Here is a 19992-nt window from a genome sequence, read left to right as displayed (position 1 = left end):
GTCGGCGTCAACATCGGTCTCATGAACCTCTCAGCTTTGACAAGTACTGCGGCGCGGAGCGCCACGATGAGCGGGTGGGGGCGGGGCTGAGGATGGTGAAACGCGGCTACCACCACGGCGACCTCCGCAACGCGCTGGGTGAGGCCGCCGTCCAGCTCGCCAGCGAGGGTGGGCCGGACTCGGTCACCGTGCGCGCGGCCGCCCGGCTGGTGGGCGTCACACCGACGGCCGCCTACCGCCACTACACCGGTCACGAAGAGTTGGTTGCGGAGGCCAAGGACCAGTGTCTGGCCAAACTCGGCGCGGCCATCGCGGAGGAGCTCGTCGCTCTGCCCCCGACCGGGAGCCGGGTGCAGGCGGCATTGCGCAACCTCGCCGCGGCCGGCCGCGCCTATGTCAAGTTCGCGCTGGCCGAGCCGGGCCAGTTCCGCACCTGCTTCTTCCAGGGCGGCGCGGTCCTGGACAAGGATCCCGGGGAGAACGCGGTCTTCGGCATGCTCGTGGGCCTGCTCGACGAGCTGGTCGCGGCCGGTTTCCTCAAGCCGGACCGCCGGCCCATGGCCGAGGTCGCAGCCTGGTCGGCGGTGCACGGCTTGGCGCTGCTGATGCTGGACGGGCCGCTGCGGGATGTGTCGGACGAGATCAAGCAGGAGGCCATCCGGCGGACCATGCTGATCTCGCTCAGTGGGCTTGGCGACCTGACCCCGGAGCTGCGGGCGGGCCTCTGCAACTAGGCCATCTGTCCACTGAGGACAGTGGTGAGGTATCGGGTGATGCGTTCGGAGTCCTCGCTGAGCACGGCCAGGTAACCGTCCGGGCGGACCAGGGCGAACGTCGCTCCGTAGGCGTCGCCGACCCGGTGGACGTGCACCATGTCGTTGTGTGGCAAGGAGATATCGGTGGTGGCGAGCAGGGTGGAGTGCGGGCCGCGGAAGGCGTCGAACAGCCGGGTGCCGCCGGGAAGCGGGCCGTCCGGGGCACGGTCGCCGGGCTGGAGCGGGCCGTCCCAGGGCTCGGCGGCGAGGCTCGCGCCGCGGTAGGTGATGCCGAGCTGCTGGGTTTCCGAACCGCGGCGCTGCGACCGGGAGTTGTGCAGGCGGGTGCTCAGGCCGAGCACGTCCGCGGCCACTGGCAGACGCTCCTCCTCGTAGGTGTCGAGCAGTGGATCCCCGCCGAGGGCGAGCTTCCAGCCGAGGTTGTAGGCGTCCTGGATGCCGGTGTTGAGGCCCTGCCCGCCGGCCGGGGAGTGCACGTGCGCGGCGTCGCCGGCCAGGAACACCCGGCCGACCCGGAACCGGTCGACCATGCGGATGTTGGGCCGGTACAGGGACAACCAGGTGAGGTCGTGCAGCCGCAGCTCGGGTTTGTCCACAAGGGACTCGACAGTCGCGAGGGTCAGCGCGGGCTCGGTGTCCGCGTCGACGGGCGCGACGAACTGGAAGGCGTCGGTGCCGGGCAGCGGGCAGAGGGCCACCCAGCTCTCGTCGGGCTTGGCCCAGGCGTGCCAGTGGTCGCGATCGAGGCCGTCCACCCGGACGTCGCCGACGAGCATCCGCTCGGTCTCGTAGGTCTCGCCTTCGAAGCCGACGCCGAGCCGCTTGCGCACGGTGCTGCGGCCGCCGTCGGCGCCGACCAGGTAGGCGGCCCGGACCGGCCCGGTGGAGAGGATCGCCGTCACGCCGGTCTCGTCCTGCTCGAAGCCGGTCAGCTCCACGCCGAGCTCGACCGTGCCGCCCAGCTCGGCGAGCCGGTCGCGGAGCAGCTGCTCGGTGCGGGCCTGAGGGAGCATCAGGATGTCGGGGTAGGGCACCTCCGGGGTCGGCTCCTCGGGCTCGTGCATGCGGCCCTCCCAGATGACGGAACCGTCGGCGTAGCGGCGAATCGGCGGGTACTCGGCCGCCTCGGCCAGCACGGTGTCGATCACCCCGAGGTCGTCGAGCACCTCGAGGGTGCGCGGCTGCAGGCCCTTGCCCCGCGAACCGGTGAAGAAGGCCGGCGCCTTCTCGATGATCCGGAACGGGACGCCGCGCCGGGCCAGGTCGCAGGCCAGCACCAGCCCGGTCGGTCCGGCCCCCACGATCAGCACCTGGGTATCCATGCCTCCTCCTTAACATCGTTAAATTGAACGTCGTTAAGGTAGCTGAACAGTGTTAAGGTGTCAACCATGGCGTTGGACCGGGAGACCGTGATCCGCACCGCGCTGCGGGTGCTCGACGAGGTCGGGCTGGACGGCCTGACCCTGCGCAAGATCGCCGCCGAGCTGAACGTGCAGGCGCCAGCGCTCTACTGGCATTTCAAGAACAAGCGGGACCTGCTCGACGACATGGCCACCACGCTCCTCGTCGACTCGCTGGCGAAGTTCGGCGTGCCAACGGAATCCACGAGCTGGACGGAGCTCGCCGAGAGCTACGGGCGCGGGCTGCGGGACATGCTGCGCGGCCACCGGGACGGCGCCAAGATGTTCGCCGGCACGTTCCTCACCGACGACTCCGTCTATGCCTCCATGGAGCGGGCCATCGGGGTGCTCACCGGCGCCGGCTTCTCGCCGCAGGACGCCGTCCGCGGGCTGAACACGATCTACTGCTACACGATCGGCTTCACCATCGAGGAGCAGGCCGTCCACCCGCGCCCGGACGAGCGCGACGAGCGGTACGACGCGTCGGACCGGGCCGAGCGGGCCGCCGACCTACCGCTGGTGCGGGACACCAGCGACGAGGTCGTCGGGAACTTCGACGAGCGGTTCGAGCACGGACTCCAGGTGATCATCAGAGGTCTGGCGAGGGCTACCGACGACTGAGCGGACACACGCCTGGCCGGTGGATCGGGTGGCGTCGGCGGGGGCGGGGTGTGGGTGGCAGTGGGTTCATGATCACTGTTGGGGACGAAAGTGCTTGGTTTTCAAGCACTTTCGTCCCCAAACGATGATCATGGCCACCGTTGTGCGAGAGCGAACCCCGCCTCATCCGAAGTTGCTGTGACTCTGCGTAGAACCTCGGTGGTTCACCTGCGAAGGCGTGTCGAACACCGAGTGTGGCGAAGGCGTCCTTTGTCACGCCCAGGGTGACCAAGGACGCTTTCGTCGCATCAGGACACCGCCGCTCGAGATCGTCTGCCCAGCTCAAACCAGATGTGCAAGCAGTTGATCATTCGTGACTTCGGCCTAGTGCCCGAGCGCCGAATTCGACACGGCCGCCGCTTCGCGGGCGTGCAGATCCCTGACCGTGGGCGAGGTCGCCACGGCGTCCGGGCCGGGGTGGGTGCCGAGCACCCGGTCGGCCGTGCCCGCGGTGGTGACGGTGAACCAGTAGTGCTCGTTCTTGTAGTGGTGCAGCCGGTGGTTGCGCCACACCGCGCGGTAGATCCGGGAGACCGGCCGGTAGTCGCTGTGGATCAGGTAGTGCGTCCACTCGTAGCCCAGGCCGAGCAGGCCGATCATGGTGAGGAAGGTCAGACCGAGCCCGAGCCGGGGGAAGGCGAGCAGGCCGATCGAGGTGTAGCCGGCGATCAGCCAGATCAGTGCCTGCCACGGGATGAACACCAGCGGCACGTCCCGCGGGTCGGCGTGGTGCGCGCGATGTTTGCGCGCCAGCAACGGATCCAGCCGCATCCGGCCGAGCCGGCGGGGCCGCCAGTGCAGGATGCAGACGTGCACGACCCACTCGAAGAACGGGAACGCCGCGATCATCACGGCCGGCAGCCAGGCGTCGCTCCACCGCCAGTCGCCGGCGATGATCCGCGCAGTCACCGCGGCGAGGAGCATCGTGCCGATCAGCCACGGTGACGGGTGCCGCCAGAACGCCAGCCACGCCGCCCCCAGCGACAGGCTCCGGCGCCGCCCACCCGCGCCGGTGATCGCCGCCTCGTCCGCCTTCACCCGTGCCCGGGCCCGCCCCTCCACCTCCGCCTCGGCTGCCCGCCGAGCCGCGAACCGTTCCCGCAACGTACCCATGATCACCTCCAGCTCTCCGGCCGACTTGTCGCGGGAAGTGCCCACGACACGTCGGTCTTGTCGTGGGAAGAACCCGTGACAAGTCGGGTAGTCATGCCTGCTCCAGTTGGTGGATCGCGGTGAGGAAAGCGTCAGTCGCTGGTTTGAGGAGGTGCTCGGCAGCGGTGTGGGCGGCGTCGGGGGTGCCGGCGGTGATGGCGGTGGCCAGGGCGCGGTAGGCGGGGACGCGGTTGACCTCGGCGGCCATCACGGTGGCCAGGGCCTCGAGGGCGGGTTCGTAGGCGGCGCGCAGGCTGTTGAACATGAGGCGGAACGCGATCGAGTCGGCGCCGTCCACCACGTGGTCCCAGAAGGTGAGGGCGTGCCGCTGGCGGGTGACCGGGTCGTCGTCGGCCTCCAGTGCGGAGATCGCGGTGTCCAGATCGCCGGCGAGCCCGGCACCCGCCCGTTCCGCCGCCAGCGCCGCCACCTTGGGGCCGACGTGCAGGCGGGCCTCCAGGACGCTGCGGGCCACGGAGAGGTCCAGCTCGCCGCGGGGGAGCAGGAGGCGGGGCAGCAGGTCCAGCCCGGCGTGCCGGCGGAAGTCGCGCACCGTGGTGGCGTCGCCCTGGCGCACCTCGACCAGCCCGGCCTGGGCCATCCGCTGCAGGGCCTCGCGTATCGCCGGGCGGGACACCCGCAGCACCTCGGCCAGCCGCCGCTCGCTGGGCAGCGTCGCGCCGGGGGCCAGCTCGCCGCGCACCACGTCGGCGACGATCTGTTCGAACACCTCGTCCGGCACCGACCGGCGGGCCACGGGTTGCAGCGGCATGCCGCCGAGCATGGCTGGCAGGTGGTCAGAGGTCAAGTGGTCAGACCAGATCACTTCCGGGTTCTTCGTACATCTGATCGACGTGTTGGCTGACGAATGGCCCATTAGGAGCGTTAGGGTGCGGGTGTGTCCGTCGCACGCGCCGAACGTCTGGTCAACCTGGTGCTGTGCCTGCTGTCCACCCGCCAGCACCTCACCGCGGAGCGGATCCGGGGCATCGTCCCCGGCTATGCCGACGCGCCCAGCGACGACGCGTTCTTCCGGATGTTCGAGCGGGACAAGACGGAGCTGCGCGAGCTGGGGATTCCGCTGGAGGTCGGCCGGAACTCGGTGTTCGACACCGTCGACGGGTACCGCATCGCGCGGCGGGACTACGAGCTGGGGGACATCGACCTGGAGCCGGACGAGGCGGCCGCGGTGGCGCTGGCCGTGCGGCTGTGGGACTCCCCGGAGCTGACCGGCGCGGCGCACGGCGCGCTGCTCAAGCTGCGGGCCGCCGGGGTGGACGTGGACGAGGCGACGCCGGCCGTGGTGGAGCCGAAGGTGCGGACCACCGAGCCGGCGTTCGGGTCGCTGCTGGCCGCGGTGCAGGCGGCCCAGGTGGTGCGGTTCGACTACCGCCGGCTGATGCCGACCGAGCTGCGCACCCGGACCGTCGAGCCCTGGGGCGTGGTGTCCTGGCGCGGCCGCTGGTACGTCGTCGGTCACGACCGGGACCGGGACGCGCCGCGCTGCTTCCGGATGTCCCGGATCGCCGGCGAGGTCCACACGATCGGGAAGCCGGGGGCGTTCCGCCGGCCGGAGAACGTTGACCTGATGCGGTTCGTGGCCAACCGGGGAGGCGACCCGTCGACGCCGCACACCACGACCGTCCGGCTGTGGCTGGCCCGCGACCGGGCGGCGGGCCTGCGCCGGCGGGCCACCGTGGTCGGCGAGCAGACCCTCGGCGGCGAGCCCGGTGACGTGGTGGAGCTGGAGCTCTTCCACCCGGACTCGGCCGCCAGCTGGATCGCCGGCTTCGGCCCGGACGTCGTCGTGCTCGAGCCGGAGGTGCTGCGCAAGTCCGTGCTGGAGCACCATCTGGCGGTGGCCAGGTGACCTCGCAGGAACGACTGCCGAGGCTGCTCGCGCTGGTGCCGTACCTGATCGCCCGGCCGGGTATCGCGATCGAGGAGGCGGCCGCGGATCTCGGTGTGACGGCCCGGCAACTGCGCAAGGACCTCGAGCTGCTGTGGATGTGCGGCCTGCCCGGGTACGGGCCGGGCGACCTGATCGACCTGTCGATGGACGAGGACACCGTCACGGTCACCTACGACGCCGGGATGCGCCGCCCGCTGCGGCTCACCGGTGCCGAGGCGACGGCGCTCCTGGTGGCGCTGCGGGCGTTGCTGGACACGCCGGGGATGGTCGACGCGGACGCGGTGCGGCGGGCCGTGGCCAAGATCGAGTCCGCGGCCGGGCAGGCGCAGCCGGCGGGCGTCGCGGTCGGGCTCGGGGTGCGTGAGGGCGGGAACACGGCCACCGTCCGCAAGGTCGTGCAGGAGGCCCTGCGGGACGGGCGGGCGCTGCGAATGACGTACTACACCGCGTCCAAGGACGAGATCACCGAGCGCACGGTGGACCCGATGCGGCTGCTGATCGTGGACGGCCGCGGGTACCTGGAGGCGTGGTGCCGGCGGGCCGAGGCGGTGCGGCTGTTCCGGCTGGACCGGGTGGACGACGTGACCGTGCTCGACGAGGCCGCGGCGCCGCCGCCGGACGCGTCCCAGGTGGACGTGTCGGCGGGGCTGTTCCGGCCGCAGCCCGACCAGGAGGTGGCGCAGCTGGTCCTGGAGCCGGACGCGCGCTGGGTGTCGGAGTACTACCCGGTGGAGTTCCTCGAGGAGCTCGACGTGGGACGACTCCGGATCCGGATGCGCTACGCCGACGCCGCCTGGATGCTGCGGCTGCTGCTCAGCCTGGGCGGGGACGTGACGGTCGAGCGCCCGGCCGTGCTGGCCGAGGACCTGCGCGAGCGGGCGCGGCTGGCGCTGCGCCGGGCCAGTCACCTGATGGCCACCTGACCATGGACGTGGCTGTACGTTCCGCTCACCCTGGCCCAGTACGGTATGAGCCGTGGTGTTGTCCGTGGTGAGCATCGCGCTGCCGGTCCTCGGGCTGGTGGTGCTCGTCGCCGTGCTCCTGCGGGTGCGGCGGGCGGTCCGAGGGCTCACCGGCGCCGCGCGAGCATCTCAATACCGAGTGTCCGATGCGTCCGGTCTGCTCCGGGCAAGGTCCGCCGCGTTGGGAATAGCCATCCGACAGCGGCGCCGCGTACGAATAGAGAGCGACCTCGCCCGCGTACCATCGGGGGAGCCAGCACAGACGGGAGGACGGCCGTGGGCAATCTCGGACCGTGGGAAATTCTGATCATTGCCGGAGTGATCATCTTGCTCTTCGGTGCCCGGAAGATGCCGGAGATGGCCCGGTCTCTGGGCCGTTCGGCGCGGATCCTCAAGGCCGAGACCAAGGGCATGCGCGAGGACGAGTCCAAGGAATCGCCGGCCATTGACGCCGCGGCGGCGCCGACCGTGTCCGGCAAGGACGACGAGGTGGCGAAGCTGCGGGCGCAGCTGGCCGACGCCGAGGACCGGGCGACGGCCGCCGAGCTGCAGACGCAGGTGCCCAAGGTCGCGCCGCCGATCGAGCAGACCCAGGCGAACAAGAACGCCCGCTGAGAGGATCGGTCGAGGCGGTGGCACGCGACCAGGAAGACCGAGCCGGCCGCCGCGAGCGGAGGCGGCTGCGCAGCCGTCGGCACAACCCCGACGGCACCATGACCCTGCGGGACCACATCTACGAACTGCGGCACCGGCTCGGGCTGGCGCTGCTCTTCATCCTGATCGGCGGCGCGTTCGGTTTCTTCTGGTTCCAGACCAGGTTCGGCCCGGTGCCGTCGCTGAGCCAGCTGCTCATGGATCCCTACTGCGCGCTGCCCGCGGGCAAGGGCGGAGTACGGATCGAGTTCGACGGGAACGGCTGCAAGCTGCTGCAGACCCAGCCGTTCGAGGCGTTCCTGACCCAGTTCAAGGTGGGTGTCGCGGCCGGCATGGTGCTCACCGCGCCGCTGTGGCTCTACCAGGTCTGGGCGTTCATCACGCCCGGCCTGTACGCGCGGGAGAAGAAGTTCGCGCTGAACTTCGTGCTCTTCGCGTCGCTGCTGTTCGCGGCCGGTGCGGTGCTGGCCTACTTCGTCGTCCCGCAAGGGCTGCGGGTGCTGGTCAGTTTCGGCGGTGACGCGTTCATCACGGCGCTCGCCGCGGACAAGTACATCTCGTTCGTGCTCGTGCTGCTGCTGATCTTCGGGGTGAGCTTCGAGCTGCCGCTGCTGATCGTCATGCTGAACAAGATCGGCATGCTGCCGTACGCCAACCTCAAGAAGTGGCGGCGTGGGATCCTGTTCGCGCTGTTCGTGTTCGCCGCGTTCGCCACGCCCGGCACCGACCCGGTCTCCATGGTGGCGCTGGGCTTCGCCATGGCCGTGCTGTTCGAGCTGGCCGTGCAGATCGCCCGGATACATGACCGGCGCAAGGCGAAGCGAGAGGCGCTCAGCGAGCTCGGCGGGTTGGACGACAACGAGGCGAGCCCGGTGTACGAGCCGGAGCAGGTGGAGCCCGAGCCCGTGTCGCCGGGCCCGGGCCCGGAGTCCCGACCCGGCTCCGAGTCCCGGCCGGGCTGGGACGACGTGACCTGACCGTGGGCATCCGTGCGGCGCTTGCCTTCCACGGTCCGGCCGCCCGGCATGCCACGGCGGTCGCGGACCGGCTGCGGACCGCGGTCGATCATCTGACCCTGGTCGAGGCGGACACCGTCGAGGGAGCCCGGGCGTTGATGGAACGGGCCCGGACCGGCGGGTTGGACGTGCTGGTGGTGCTCGGCGGGGACGGCTCGGCGCACCACGGCGTGCAGTTCTGCGCCGGGACCGACGTCGCGCTGGGCGTGGTCCCCGCCGGCACCGGCAACGACCTGGTGCGGGCGCTCGGCCAGCCGATGGAGACGCTGGCGGCGGCCGACGCCATGGCCGCGGCGCTGGCCGCCGGTACTCGGCGGAAGATCGACCTCGGCCGGGTGGACGGCGGCGAGTGGTACGCCGCGGTGCTCTCCGCCGGCTTCGACTCCGCGGTGAACGAGCGGGCCAACCGGATGCGCTGGCCGCGCGGCCCGCGCCGGTACGACCTGGCCACCATGATCGAGCTGAGCCGGCTGCGCCCCGGGCCGCTGGTGGTGGAGGCGGGGGAGGAGCGGCTCGAGCTCGAGGCGCTCATGGTGCAGGTCGGCAACACGGCCTTTTACGGTGGCGGCATCCCGGCCTGCCCGGACGCCGACCCGTCCGACGGGATGCTGGACGTGACGGTGGTCGGCCGGCTGAGCCGGCTGGAGCTGCTGAAGATGGTGCCCGGCATGCGGGACGGCGGGCACACCGAGCACCCGATGGTGACCACGCTGCGGGCGGACACGGTGCGGTTGGGCGGGGACAACGGCTGGCTCGCCTACGCGGACGGGGAGCGGCTCGGCCCGCTGCCGGTCGAGGTGCGGTGCGTGCCGGGCGCGCTCACGGTCGTGGCCTGACCCCGGCTGGGTCGGAGGAAAGCAACGTCACGTTGCGTTCAGCCGCGACGTCAATCGCGCTCGCTCCGCGAAATAGCAGCGGAAGACGACGCCCATGCGCACGGTCCCGTCGGCCCGTGTTCGCGGCGCGAAGAAGGACCGCAGCGCCGCTTCGACGACCGCGCGGCCGGAGTGCCGGACCGCCGCGGCGACCGGGCCGGCCGGCAGCTGGGCGGCGACCGCGTCGTCCTCGCTGTCGAAGGCGACGTCGAACGCGATGTCGGCCATCGCCACGGATGCGAACCCGGCATCGAGCAGCGCGCCGCGCGCCGCGTCCGCGCCGGCGAGGTCGAGCGTGCTGCGGTCGGGCACCTCGTCGTGGCGGGCGAGCGGATTGATCAGCGCCGCGCTCTCGGCCTGCTCGGGACCGGCGCCCACGGTCACGACCGCCCGGCCCGAGGGGGTGGTCACGCGCGCGATCTCGGCGAGCGCGCGCCGCGGGTCGGCGGCGTAGAGCACGGAGTTGAACGCGGTGACGACGTCGAAGGCGCCGTCGCCGAACGGCATGCGCTCGACGTCCTCGACGACGTAGCGCGCCGCCGGGCGCCGGCGGCGCGCGTACTCGACGAGTCCCGGGGCCGCGTCCAGCCCGATGACGTCCGCGCCGCCCTGGGCGGCCAGCTCGGCGAACAGGCCCGATCCGCAGCCGGCGTCGAGGAGCCGCGTCCCGGGGAGAAGGTGAAGGCGCTCGAGCACCCGCTCGTACAGCGGCCGGATGCGGCCCTCCGCGGCCTCCGCCCAGCCCCGCGGATCGCTGCTCCAGAGCTCGCCCTGGACGGTCGCACTCATCGGGAACTTCCGAACATGGCAGAACCGTATGGCCGGACCCGCCGCGCGCTCTTGAACAAACCGGGCGTCCTTCTCGCGGCGGACCACCGGGGCCCGGCACACTGGGTCACGTGTCCGGCCAAGCGTTCTCCGCGCCCGCCGCCGGCGGACAGAGCTACGTCGAGCGCTCGCCCGTCCCGGCGCGGCGCGAGCTCGCCTCCTTGGTCCGGGTCCAGCAGGTCGGCCGCGACGCCGTGCCGTACGTCCACCGGCGCATCCCCAACGGTGCCGTCGAGCTCGTCTGCCGGGTCGGCTCGGCGCCGCAGGTGATCGGGCCGCGCACCGAGCCGGTGGTCGAGGTGCTCGAGCCGGGCACCACCGTGGTCGGTATGCGCTTCGTGCCGGGCGCTTTCCCGGCGATCGCGGGGCGGCCCGCGTCGGAGGTGGTCGGACTCGCGCTCGACGCCGAGCAACTGTGGGGCCGCTCGGCCGCCGCGCTCGGCGAGGCGGTCGGCACCGCGGCCCCGCCCCAGGAGGCGCTCGCCGCCGTGCAGCTCCACGTGCACGAGCGCGCCGGCGCCGGCGTGCCCGCGGACCCGCTCGTGTCCCAGACGGTGCGCGGTCTCATGCCGTGGCGCACGGCCGACGTGACGTCGCTGAGCGCGTCTCTCTACATCTCCGAGACGCAGCTGCGGCGCCGCTGCCGGACGGCCGTCGGGCTCGCGCCCAAGGCGCTGCACCGGATGCTGCGCTTCCAGGGCTTCCTCGCGCTCGTCCAGCGGGCGATCGCCCAGGGCCGTGCGCCGACCGACGACGGGCTCGCGCTGCTCGCCCTGCGCGCCGGCTACGCGGACCAGTCCCACCTCACGCGCGAATGCGTCCGGCTCACCGGCGTCCCGTCGCGGGTGTTCGTCGCCGAGACGCAACAGAACTGCGCGTGCGGGCACGATCACTCGGCGTCGTTCGCGCCCGTGCTGCGCGCCGGGACCGAGACGCGCCCCACCCGGAAGTAACACGGCCCAGCGGGAGGATCGCGCTGGGCTCGTGCCGTTCGCCGGTGTGCCCGAGCGTCGGACTCGCGGTTCTAGGCTGGCGCGATGACTGTTGAGGTTGGGGTGTCGCTGCCGGTGTTTCTGGCTCGGACGGGTGGGGCCGTGCCGGATCTGGCCGCGGTGGCGCGGCACGCGGAGCAGGTCGGGCTGGACGCGGTGTGGTGCGGTGATCACCTGGCCACGGACGCGCCGCTGATCGAGAGCACGGTGGCGCTGAGCGTGGCGGCGGCGGTGACCGAGCGGGTGCGGCTCGGGTTCGCGGTCATGCTGCTGGCGCTGCGGCAGCCGGCGTGGGCGGCCAAGCAGATCGCCTCGCTGCAGCTGGTCTCGGGGAACCGGTTGGTGCTGGGTGTGGGCGTCGGCGGGCAGTGGCCGGGGGAGTGGGCGGCCGGGGGCGTCGAGCTGGCCGGGCGCGGGCGGCGCACCGACGCGATCCTGGCGGCGTTACCCGGGCTGCTGGCCGGTGAGCCGGCGCGGTTGACCACCGAGCCCGGCGAGCCGGAGGTCACGCTGGCGCCGGGCGTGCCCATGCCGCCGGTGTGGGCCGGCGGGATGTCGGAGGCGGCGCTGCGCCGGGCGGTGCGGTTCGGGCAGGGCTGGCTGGGCTCGATGCTCGCCCCGGACCAGCTGGCGGGCCCTGCCGGGAAGTTGGCCGAGTTGGCGGCGGCGGCCGGGGTCGCCGGGCCCGAGCTCGGAATGATCGTGTTCGCCGCGCTCTCGAAGCAGGACACGGCGAGCGCCGACGGTTTTGCCGCGTACCTCACGAAGACCTACGGGCTGCCGCCGGAGCAGGCGGCGCGGATCGTCGTGGCCGGGACGCCGGCCCGGCTGGCCGGGCGGCTCGACGAGTACGGGGAAGCCGGCGTGAGCCGGATCGTGGTGGCGACCATCGGCGGGGACGTGCGCGGGCAGTACGACCTCGTGGCCGAGGCCAGAGGGGCTCTGGTGGCCTAGCGCGTTTCGAAAGTGCGCTGAGGTCGGCGAATCTTCGGCGAGGGCGGCCGCCTCACGATGACCAGGGCAGGGTGAGGAACGAGCCCTGCCCGCAGGCATCGTTGGCCGACCACCTACGACACCCGACCACCCACCCCGGCCCGCAACCACCCCGCCAACCCGACCCGAGGCCGTCGCCGAAGGCGATCGGCGGCCTTGCCCGAGCTATGAACACAGCCTAGGCAGACGGGCCGCGGCCGGATGTGAAAGCCTGTTGAGGTGGCCGCAAGCCCTTCACCATCCCCGGCCGAGGCCTACACGGCGGCGCGCCGCCGCGCGGCCAAGCCGAGGCTCACCGAGTTCGCCGGGGAACTCTCCTTCGAGCTCGACCCGTTCCAGGAGCAGGCGTGTGGCGCGCTGGAGGACGGGCACGGCGTGCTCGTCTGCGCCCCGACCGGTGCCGGCAAGACCGTGGTCGGCGAGTTCGCCGTGCACCTGGCCCTGGCCGAGGGCCGCAAGTGCTTCTACACCACGCCGATCAAGGCGCTGTCCAACCAGAAGTACGCCGACCTGGTGGCCCGCTACGGCGCCGGGACGGTCGGCCTGCTCACCGGCGACACGAGCGTCAACGGCAGCGCGCCGATCGTGGTGATGACCACCGAGGTGCTGCGCAACATGCTCTACGCCGGTTCGTCCACTTTGGACGGTCTGGGCTACGTGGTGATGGACGAGGTGCACTACCTGGCCGACCGGTTCCGTGGCGCGGTGTGGGAGGAGGTGATCCTGCACCTGCCGGAGTGGGTGCGGCTGGTCAGCCTCTCCGCCACGGTCAGCAACGCCGAGGAGTTCGGCGAGTGGCTGGTCGAGGTGCGCGGCGACACCACCGTCGTGGTGGACGAGCACCGCCCGGTGCCGCTCTGGCAGCACATGCTGGTGGGCGGCCGGATGCTGGACCTGTTCGCCGGGGAGGACGCCGAGGGCAGCGTCAAGATCAACCCCGACCTGCTGCGGCGCACCGACGACGTCGGCCGCCAGCAGCTGACCTGGGGCGGGCCCCGGCAGCGCGGTCGCCGGCCGCCGCCGCGCGGCTCCCGGTTCCGCCCGCCGTCCCGGGTGGACGTGGTGCAGCGGCTGGACTCGGCCGGGCTGCTGCCGGCGATCGTGTTCGTGTTCAGCCGGGTCGGCTGCGACGCCGCGGTCGGCCAGTGCACGCGGTCCGGGCTGCGGCTCAACACCGAGGCCGAGGTCGAGGAGATCCGGCGGATCGTGGACGCCCGGACCCGGGAGCTGCCCGACGCCGACCTCGGTGTCCTGGGGTACTGGGAGTGGCGCGAGGCGCTGGAGCGCGGGTTCGCCAGCCACCACGCGGGCCTGCTGCCGGCGTTCAAGGAGACCGTCGAGGAGCTGTTCGTGCGCGGCCTGGTCAAGGTCGTGTTCGCCACCGAGACGCTGGCCCTGGGGATCAACATGCCGGCCCGGACGGTGGTGCTGGAGCGGCTGGTCAAGTACAACGGCGAGGCGCACGTCGAGCTGACCCCCGGCGAGTACACCCAGCTCACCGGGCGGGCCGGGCGGCGCGGCATCGACGTCGAGGGCCACGCGGTGGTGATCTGGCAGCCCGGCGTGGACCCCAAGCAGGTCGCCGGGCTCGCCTCGACCCGGACCTACCCGCTGCGCTCGTCGTTCCGGCCCGGCTACAACATGGCGGTCAACCTGGTCGAGCGGGTCGGCGCGGAGGCCGCCCGGGAGCTGCTGGAGCAGTCCTTCGCGCAGTTCCAGGCGGACCGCTCGGTGGTGGGGCTCTCCCGGCGGATCGAGCGCAACCACGAGGCGCTCGAGGGCTACCGCGAGCCGATGACCTGCCACCTGGGCGACTTCGCCGAGTACGCCGCGCTGCGCAAGCAGATCGCCGACCGGGAGAAGGCGCTGTCCCGGCAGAACAGCGTGGCCCGGCGGGCCGAGGCGGCGCGCTCGCTGGAGCGGCTGCGCAAGGGTGACGTGATCGCGATCCCGGCCGGCCGGCGTTCGGGTCTGGCGATCGTGGTGGATCCGGGGCTGGACCCGATCGGCGAGCCACGGCCGCTCGTCGTCACCGAGGACCGGTGGTCGGGACGCTTGTCCGTGGCCGACTTCCCGGCGCCGGTGGAGCCGCTGGGCCGGGTCAAGCTACCCAAGCAGGTGGACCTGCGCTCGCCGAAGTCCCGCCGGGACCTGGCCTCCACGCTGCGCAACACCGGCATCGTCGCGCCGGACCGGTCCCGGCACCGGTCCGGGGCCGGGGACGACGCGGAGCTGGCGGCGCTGCGCCGGGCGCTGCGGTCGCACCCGTGCCACGGCTGTGACGACCGGGAGGCACACGCCCGCTGGGCGGAGCGGTACTACCGGCTGCTGGCCGAAACCGAGCAGCTCGAGCAGCGGGTCGCGGCCACGACCCACTCGCTGGCCCGGGCGTTCGACCGGATTCGCGCGCTGCTGACCGAACGGGGCTACCTGGCCGGAGGTAAGGAGTCCGAGGTCACCGGGCACGGGCGGATGCTGGCCCGGCTGTACAGCGAGTCGGACCTGCTGACCGCGGAGTGCCTGCGGCACGGCGGGTGGTCCGGGCTCGGCCCGGCTGAGCTGGCCGCGGTGGTGTCCGAGCTGGTGTACGAGTCGCGGCGGGACGGCCCGGGGGAGGCGCGGGTGCCGGGCGGTGCGGTCGCCGACGCGCTGGCCATGACCGCGCGGCTGTGGGCCGAGCTGGAGGAGGACGAGCGGCGGCACCGGGTGGAGCGGACGCGGGAGCCGGACGCCGGTTTCGCCTGGACGGTGTACCGCTGGGCCCGCGGCGAGTCGCTGGAGAAGGTGATCGCCGCGGCCGAGTCGGCCGGCAGCGAGTTCTCCGCCGGGGACTTCGTGCGCTGGTGCCGGCAGGTGATCGACCTGCTTGATCAGATCCGGGACGTGGTCGGTTCCGAAGACCCGGTGGGCGCGACGGCGGTCAAGGCGGTCAAGGCGATCCGGCGCGGCGTCGTGGCCCTCGGCACGGTCTAGGGTTTCCAATAGTTTGGAAACGCTTGTCGGGTCGGGTAGGGAAACGCCCCGCGGCTGTGGTTTGATCGCGCAGCAGCGGGAGATGCGGTTCCGTCACGTGACGTGAGTGCGGAGGCAGACGATGACCAGCCCCTACGGGCCAGGCGGCGGGCAGGACCCGCAACAAGGGTGGGGGCAGCAGCCTCAGCAGCCCTACGGTGGTCCTCCTCATCCTGGCACCCCGTCCGGTGGTTTTCCCGCCCAGGGCCCGCCGTCCGGCGGCTTCCCCGCGCAGCCGGGCTACGGTCAGCAGCAGTCGTACGGCCAGCCCGACCAGGCGCCCTACGGCGGGTACGGCCAGCAGCAGCAGCCCTACGGCGGCTACGGTCAGCAACCCACCCAGCAGTACTCGCCCTACGGCCAGCAACCCGGCGGCTACCCCGGCGTGTCTCAGCCGAAGAAGAAGGGCGGCGCCTGGATCTGGATCGTGGTCGCGGTGATCGTGCTCGCCGCCGGCGCGGTGGCCATCCTCGGCTTCGTGCAGCCCGGGTTCTTCACCAAGAAGGTGTTCGACCAGGGCGCCCTCGAGGGGGACAACGGCGTCAAGAAGGTCCTCATCGGAAGCTACGGCGTGCAGAAGGACACCATCCAGAGCGTCAGCTGCCCGGCCGACCAGGAAGTCAAGCAGGGCAACAAGTTCCAGTGCACCGTGAAGCTCGGCGGCGACAACCCCAAGGACCTGGTCGTCGACATCACCGTGCGCAACGACGGCGGCGAGTACGAGGTGGGCGCCCCGCGGGACAAGTGAAACCCGGTCGCGTTCGAACGGGTCGGGTCGGCATCATCTGCGGGTGAGCGAGCTTGCGAGCGAACCATTGAGCACTGCCCTGTCGCCGAGCGTGCGAGGCGACGGGGTCGCCATCACCGAGCTTGCGAGGTGATGGATATGAGCGATTTTGTCATCCGCCTGGTGGAGGACGGCGAGTTCCGGCCGGCTTACGACGTGTTCGCCGCGTCGCTGCACCGCAAGCCGGCGTCGGACGAGAAATGGCAGTACTCCCAGCGGATCCACGAGCCGGGGCGGGTGTTCGGGGCGTACGTGGACGGTCGGCCGGTCGGTGTCGTGGTGACGTTCGCGTCCAGCCTGGCGCTGCCCGGCGGGCGGGTCGAGCCGTTCGCGGCGGTCACCAGCGTCGGGGTGCGGGCGGATCACACGCGGCGCGGGGTGCTGACCGAGCTGATGCGGGCGCAGCTCGCGTCGGCCGCGGCGGCGGGGGACGTGTTCGCCGGGCTGCACGCCAGCGAGGGCGTCATCTACGGGCGGTACGGCTACGGCGCCGCCACCACCTCGCGCCAGCTGAGGATCCAGACGCGGCGGGCCGAGGTGCGCCCGGAGGTGCCGCGCGGCGGCGAGGTCCGGCTGGTCGACGCCGACGAGGCGCTGTCCCTGCTGCCCGGGCTGTACGAGCGGATGCTCGGCGGCCGGCCCGGGATGATGGGCCGGCCGCCCGGCTGGTGGTCGATAGCCTACGAGCGGCGGCTGCGGTGCGAGGACCAGATGCTGGTCGCCGTGCACACCGGTCCGGACGGTGCGGACGGGTTCATGCTGTACACGCCCACCGTGGACGACCAGAGCGGCTGGGACCTCGACGCCACGCTCGCCGTGCTCGACCTGCACGCGGCGAACCCTCTGGCGCGCAACGACTTGTGGCGCTTCGTGCTGGGCGTCGACCTGGTCCGGGAGGTGGCCGCGTTCCTGCGTCCGATGGACGAGCCGGTCGAGGCGATGCTGATCGACCAGCGCGTCCTGAAGGCCGAGGTCGAGGACGAGATCTGGCTGCGGCTGGTCGACGTGCCCGCCGCGCTCGCCGCCCGCAGCTACGGAGATGCCGAGCCGGTGGTGCTGGAGGTGCGGGATCCGTTGCTGCCGGCCAACTCCGGCCGGTATCTGATCAGTCCACAAGGGACGGAGCGGACCGGGGAGCCGGCGGACCTGGCCATGGACGTGGACGTGCTGGCCATGGCGTACCTCGGCGGCACGCGGCTCTCGGCACTGGCCGAGGTCGGGCGGGTCGACGTCACCGAGCCGGCCGCCCTGGCCCGGGCCGACCGGCTGTTCGCCACCGATGTCGCCGCTTGCTGCGGCACGATGTTCTGATCCGGGGGAAGCAATGTGACATTGCCGCGATAGAAGAAAAGCAAGGTCACATTGCTTCCCAGGGTGCGGTTTTAGCCCGAAGTGACTCTGCTACAGGACGCGCCTGTTCGTCGGCTGTGGGCCGAGCGTGGCGAACGCGTCCTTCCTCACGCCTAGGGTGACCAAGGACGCTTTCGTCGCAGCCTCTCGGCCGGCGACTCGTGGTCAGGCAGCCAGAATCCCGACCGCCGCAGGAGATCGCCTGCCCAGATCAGGCCCGATGTGCAAACAGTTGATCATTCGGAACTTCGGTTTAGCCGAGCGCGTCGAGCAGGCGGTCCACCGAGACACTGAGGTTCCATCGTTCCTGCAGGTCGCGCACCCGGTCGAGGTCGCGGGGCTTGGCCGGCACCCGGTCGTCGCGGTCGACGGTCACCTCGGCGTCCGTGGCGACCCGCACCACCAGCGGGGCGGCGGCGACGTACTTCGCCTCGGCGGCCAGCGCCTCGCGCCAGCGCTGCGGGACCGGGGAGTTGTCCTGCGCCGCGGCCGCGACCAGGCCCTCCAGCGAGCCGAACCGGGTGATCAGCTTGGCCGCGGTCTTCTCCCCGATGCCGGCCACCCCGGGCAGGCCGTCGGACGGATCTCCGCGCAGTGCGGCCATGTCCGCGTACGCCGGGCCGGCGTTGGCGACCGGCAGGCCGTATTTCGCGGCGATCTCGGCCGGGCCCATCGTGGCCACCTTCGCCCAGCCGGCGCCGACGTAGACCACGCTGACCGGGGTGGGCTCCGCGCGCACCAGCTGGAACAGGTCGCGGTCGCCGGTCACCACCTCGACCGGGTCGGCCGTCTCCCGGGCGGCGAGCGCGCCGATCACGTCGTCCGCCTCGTAGCCGTCGGCCTCGGCGGTGGCCAGACCGAAGGCGTCCAGCAGGTCGAGGATGATCGGGATCTGCGGGGTGAGGGTGTCCGGCACCTCCTCGATGTTGTGCGCCATGTCGGCCACCCGGTGGGTCTTGTACGTGGGCAGCGCGCGCACCCGGAACGCCGGCCGCCAGTCCGCGTCCAGGCAGGCCACCAGGCGGGTCGGGCGCCGCTCGGTGAGCACCCGGGCGATCGCGTCGGCGAACCCGCGCACGGCGTTGACCTGTTGGCCGTCCGGCGCCGTCATCGAGTCGGGCAGGGCGTAGAACGCCCGAAAGTACAGGCTGGCCGAATCCAGGAGAGCAAGCACCCGACGAGCCTAGCGACCGGAATTTCCGGTGCGCTCTAAGCTCTCAAACATGTCCTCCATGTTGCGCGCACGGCTTGGCCGGGCCCGTTCGGCCGCCTCGGACGCCGGGGTGGACGCCCTGCTCGTCCCGCCCGGCTCGGAGCTGCGGTACCTGCTGGGCGGTTCGGGCACCTCGTTCGAGCGGTTGACCTGCCTCGTGCTTCCGGCCGGCGGCTCGCCGGTGCTGGTGGTGCCGAAGCTGGAGGCGCCCGGGTACGCCGCGGTGGCGTTCGACGCGCTGGGGGTGGACGTCGCCACCTGGGTGGATGGTGAGGATCCGTACGCGGTGGTGGCGCGGCGGCTGGGGCGGCCCGGGCGGGTCGCGGTCGGCGACATGATGCCGGCGCTGCACGTGCTGGGGTTGCGGTCGGCGATGCCGGGCGCGGAGCAGGCGCTGGCCGGGCCGCTGCTGGGCGAGCTGCGGATGCGCAAGGACGCGGCCGAGATCGAGGCGCTGCGCCGGGCCGGGGCGGCGATCGACCGGGTGCACGCGCGGATGGGTGAATGGCTGCGGGCCGGGCGCACCGAGGCGGCGGTGGGTGCCGACATCGCTGCGGCCATCGTCGAGGAGGGGCACGTCCGTGCGGAGTTCGTCATCGTCGGTTCCGGCCCGAACGGGGCGTCGCCGCACCACCGCGTGTCCGATCGGGTGATCAAGCCCGGCGACGTGGTGGTGATCGACATCGGCGGCCCCGAGGCGGACGGCTACAACTCCGACTCCACCCGCACCTACTCCGTGGGCACACCGCGCGACGCCGACGTGGCCGCCACCTACGCGGTGCTGCAGGCGGCGCAGGCCGCCGCGGTGTCGGCGGTGCGCCCCGGGGTCCGGGCCGAGGACGTGGACGCGACCGCCCGGAAGATCATCTCGGACGCCGGCTTCGGGGACTACTTCATCCACCGCACCGGCCACGGCATCGGCCTCGACGTGCACGAGGACCCCTACATCGTCAGCGGCAACGCCCGCCCGCTCGAGCCCGGCATGGCGTTCAGCATCGAGCCGGGCATCTACCAACCCGGCCGCTGGGGCGCGCGGATCGAGGACATCGTGGTGGTGACCGCCGGCGGCGTCGAACCGCTGAACAACCGCCCGCACGAACTCGTGGAGCTGCCGGGGTGAGCGAGCTTGCGAGCGATCTGGAGCCGATCGACCGGGCCATCGCGCGCGAGCTCTCGGCCGACGGGCGGTGCAGCTTCACCGACCTCGCCGAGCGCGTCGGCCTGAGCGTTTCCGCCGTGCACCAACGAGTTCGCCGCCTGGAGCACCGTGGCGTGATCCGCGGCTACTCGGCCCGGCTGAATGTCGACGCCGTCGGCCTCCCCCTGACCGCGTTCATCTCGCTCACCCCCACCGACCCCGGGGCCCCGGACGACTACCCCCAACGCCTCGAATCCATCCGCGAAATCGAA

General features: G+C 72.2%; 20 protein-coding genes. 15 read left to right on the top strand and 5 right to left on the bottom strand.

The features are described from left to right. The first annotated feature begins 74 nt into the window (after positions 1–74). Positions 75–734: a TetR/AcrR family transcriptional regulator gene (locus VGR06_RS04390; protein ID WP_327557642.1), complete on the top strand. Its 660-nt coding sequence runs from the start codon at positions 75–77 to the stop codon at positions 732–734. Here the strand turns inward: VGR06_RS04390 and VGR06_RS04385 are convergent. Beyond that, positions 731–2098: an FAD-dependent monooxygenase gene (locus tag VGR06_RS04385; protein ID WP_327557641.1), complete on the bottom strand. Its 1368-nt coding sequence runs from the start codon at positions 2096–2098 to the stop codon at positions 731–733. The two genes, VGR06_RS04390 and VGR06_RS04385, sit on opposite strands and share 4 nt — an antisense overlap. A 66-nt stretch (positions 2099–2164) precedes the next feature. Here VGR06_RS04385 and VGR06_RS04380 point away from each other — a divergent pair, with 66 nt between their 5' ends. Next, entirely contained in the window at positions 2165–2797 is a 633-nt protein-coding gene (locus tag VGR06_RS04380) for a TetR/AcrR family transcriptional regulator C-terminal domain-containing protein (RefSeq protein ID WP_327557640.1), read from the top strand. A gap of 363 nt (positions 2798–3160) precedes the next feature. Here the strand turns inward: VGR06_RS04380 and VGR06_RS04375 are convergent, their stop codons facing one another. Then, positions 3161–3994, bottom strand: coding sequence for a sterol desaturase family protein (locus VGR06_RS04375; protein ID WP_327557639.1), 834 nt, complete (start codon positions 3992–3994; stop codon positions 3161–3163). A gap of 46 nt (positions 3995–4040) precedes the next feature. Beyond that, the gene (locus tag VGR06_RS04370; protein ID WP_327557638.1) at positions 4041–4760 is read right to left on the bottom strand and encodes a FadR/GntR family transcriptional regulator; all 720 of its coding nucleotides are present in this window, start codon (positions 4758–4760) and stop codon (positions 4041–4043) included. Between the two features lie 126 nt (positions 4761–4886). Between VGR06_RS04370 and VGR06_RS04365 the strand changes: the two genes are divergently transcribed. The 6 genes from VGR06_RS04365 to VGR06_RS04345 are packed head-to-tail and all read left to right on the top strand — an operon-like array spanning position 4887 to position 9368. Then, positions 4887–5858 carry a helix-turn-helix transcriptional regulator gene (locus VGR06_RS04365; protein ID WP_327557637.1) on the top strand — a complete coding sequence of 324 codons (972 nt, stop codon included), beginning with the start codon at positions 4887–4889 and terminating at the stop codon, positions 5856–5858. Continuing rightward, positions 5855–6823 carry a helix-turn-helix transcriptional regulator gene (locus tag VGR06_RS04360; protein ID WP_327557636.1) on the top strand — a complete coding sequence of 323 codons (969 nt, stop codon included), beginning with the start codon at positions 5855–5857 and terminating at the stop codon, positions 6821–6823. The genes VGR06_RS04365 and VGR06_RS04360 overlap by 4 nt, the downstream gene beginning before the upstream one ends. A 52-nt stretch (positions 6824–6875) precedes the next feature. Beyond that, complete coding sequence (locus VGR06_RS43790; RefSeq protein ID WP_414637147.1) at positions 6876–7169, top strand: bacteriophage holin; 294 nt, start codon at positions 6876–6878, stop codon at positions 7167–7169. Then, entirely contained in the window at positions 7139–7477 is a 339-nt protein-coding gene (gene tatA, locus VGR06_RS04355; protein ID WP_327557635.1) for a Sec-independent protein translocase subunit TatA, read from the top strand. Before VGR06_RS43790 ends, tatA begins: the two co-directional genes overlap by 31 nt. A 17-nt stretch (positions 7478–7494) precedes the next feature. Further along, positions 7495–8493 (top strand): twin-arginine translocase subunit TatC, encoded by a 999-nt coding sequence (gene tatC, locus VGR06_RS04350; protein WP_414637146.1) that lies wholly within the window; start codon positions 7495–7497, stop codon positions 8491–8493. A 2-nt stretch (positions 8494–8495) separates the two neighbouring features. After that, positions 8496–9368 (top strand): diacylglycerol/lipid kinase family protein, encoded by an 873-nt coding sequence (locus tag VGR06_RS04345; RefSeq protein WP_327557634.1) that lies wholly within the window; start codon positions 8496–8498, stop codon positions 9366–9368. Positions 9369–9395: 27 nt separating this feature from the next. On the opposite strand, the gene VGR06_RS04340 is transcribed toward VGR06_RS04345, so the two are convergent. Then, positions 9396–10196 carry a class I SAM-dependent methyltransferase gene (locus VGR06_RS04340; RefSeq protein ID WP_327557633.1) on the bottom strand — a complete coding sequence of 267 codons (801 nt, stop codon included), beginning with the start codon at positions 10194–10196 and terminating at the stop codon, positions 9396–9398. Positions 10197–10306: 110 nt separating this feature from the next. On the opposite strand from VGR06_RS04340, the gene VGR06_RS04335 reads away from it, so the two are divergent. From VGR06_RS04335 to VGR06_RS04315, 5 genes are all read left to right on the top strand, one after another. Next, positions 10307–11188, top strand: coding sequence for a helix-turn-helix domain-containing protein (locus VGR06_RS04335; RefSeq protein WP_327557632.1), 882 nt, complete (start codon positions 10307–10309; stop codon positions 11186–11188). Positions 11189–11272: 84 nt separating this feature from the next. Continuing rightward, positions 11273–12181 (top strand): LLM class flavin-dependent oxidoreductase, encoded by a 909-nt coding sequence (locus VGR06_RS04330; protein WP_327557631.1) that lies wholly within the window; start codon positions 11273–11275, stop codon positions 12179–12181. A 258-nt stretch (positions 12182–12439) separates the two neighbouring features. Continuing rightward, entirely contained in the window at positions 12440–15193 is a 2754-nt protein-coding gene (locus VGR06_RS04325) for a DEAD/DEAH box helicase (RefSeq protein ID WP_327557630.1), read from the top strand. A 121-nt stretch (positions 15194–15314) separates the two neighbouring features. Further along, a complete protein-coding gene (locus VGR06_RS04320; RefSeq protein WP_327557629.1) occupies positions 15315–15980 on the top strand; it encodes a DUF4333 domain-containing protein in 666 nt (221 codons plus the stop codon). Between the two features lie 138 nt (positions 15981–16118). Further along, positions 16119–17330: a GNAT family N-acetyltransferase gene (locus tag VGR06_RS04315; RefSeq protein ID WP_327557628.1), complete on the top strand. Its 1212-nt coding sequence runs from the start codon at positions 16119–16121 to the stop codon at positions 17328–17330. A gap of 292 nt (positions 17331–17622) precedes the next feature. On the opposite strand, the gene VGR06_RS04310 is transcribed toward VGR06_RS04315, so the two are convergent. Beyond that, on the bottom strand, positions 17623–18543 hold the full coding sequence (locus VGR06_RS04310; RefSeq protein WP_327557627.1) for a 5'-3' exonuclease: 921 nt from the start codon (positions 18541–18543) through the stop codon (positions 17623–17625). A 49-nt stretch (positions 18544–18592) separates the two neighbouring features. On the opposite strand from VGR06_RS04310, the gene VGR06_RS04305 reads away from it, so the two are divergent. Then, positions 18593–19702, top strand: coding sequence for a Xaa-Pro peptidase family protein (locus tag VGR06_RS04305; protein WP_327557626.1), 1110 nt, complete (start codon positions 18593–18595; stop codon positions 19700–19702). After that, positions 19699–19992: Lrp/AsnC family transcriptional regulator (locus VGR06_RS04300; RefSeq protein WP_327557625.1), on the top strand; the 294-nt coding region annotated here is incomplete at its 3' end. The genes VGR06_RS04305 and VGR06_RS04300, both read left to right, overlap by 4 nt.

Origin of the sequence: Actinophytocola sp. (genome assembly GCF_036002505.1) — a bacterium.
Taxonomy (GTDB): Bacteria; Actinomycetota; Actinomycetes; order Mycobacteriales; family Pseudonocardiaceae; genus DASYTH01.
This window is presented reverse-complemented; position numbering and strand designations above follow the sequence as displayed.